At 68.0% G+C, this 1,239-nt stretch carries 1 protein-coding gene; it reads right to left on the minus strand.

Going from position 1 to position 1,239, the window contains the following annotated elements:
• Window positions 1-1,239 (minus strand): purine-cytosine permease family protein (locus tag ACWD4P_RS38330; RefSeq protein WP_449782837.1); only part of this gene is annotated, 1,239 nt, incomplete at both ends.

Below are 1,239 nucleotides of genomic sequence, written 5' to 3' on the forward strand. Positions count from 1 at the left end.
GTGGCGAGGAACGGGAGCTGGGCCAGGAGCCCGACGACGTACACGGTGAGCGCGTCCCAGCGCCAGGCCCCGTAGCGCCCGTGCGGGTCGGAGAGGGCCGGGATGTCGTACCGCTCCTTGGAGATCAGGTAGTAGTCGACCAGGTTGATCGCCGACCACGGTGTGAAGAACGTCAGCAGGAACAGCAGGAAGTCCTTGAAGGACGACAGGAAGCTGTCCTTGCCGACCAGTGCGACCGCCGTGCCCGCGATCATGATCAGCGCGATGTACACGGCCCTGGCGCGCTGCGAGAGGACCTTCTGCCCGCGGAATCCGCTGACGCTCGTCACCATCGACATGAAGCCGCCGTACGTGTTGAGCACGTTGATGGTCAGCTTGCCGAGCGCGATCACGAAGTACAGGAACGAGGCGATGATCCCGGCGCCGCCGAGACCGACCACGTAACTGACCTGGTTGTCGAGGAACTTCGCGCCCGCCGTCGCCGCGACGAGGACGCCGAACGTCATCGACCACTGCGAGCCGATCGCCGACCCCGACAGCGTCCACCAGAACGTGGACTTCGCCGACGTCGTGCGGGGCAGATAGCGCGAGTAGTCCGCGACGTACGGGCCGAAGGCGAGCTGCCAGGACGCGGAGAGCGAGATGGCGAGCAGGAACATCGGGGCGTCGAAGTGCGCGTCGTGCAGCAGCGCGGAGAGGTCGACCCGGTCCAGGAGCCGGATGCCGAGGTAGACGAAGGCGATCGCACACACGATGCTGGCGACCCGGCCGAGCGCGTGGATGACGCGGTAGCCGACGGTCGCCATCGCCCCGGTGACCAGGGCGAACACGACGATGCCCGTGGTGTCCCCGGTATGCGTGAGCTCGCCGACGGCCTGCCCGGCGAGCACGCTGCCGCTGGCGAAGAACCCGATGTACATCAGGATCACCAGGAGCAGCGGGACGACCGCGCCGCGCACACCGAACTGAGCACGGGACTGGATCATCTGCGGCAGGCCGAGCCTGGGGCCCTGCGCCGAGTGCAGCGCCATGAAGACGGCGCCGACGAGCTGGCCCACCAGGATCGCCGCGACGCTCGACCAGAACGACTGGTGGAAGACCTGGACGCCCATGGCGCCGGTGACCAGCGGCAGCGGCGCGATGTTCGTGCCGAACCACATGGTGAACAGGTCACGGACGCGGCCGTGGCGCTCGTTCTCGGGGACGTGGTCGATGGTGTGCTGCTCGACGGCCGGGGCC

The organism is Kitasatospora sp. NPDC002543, assembly GCF_053594915.1.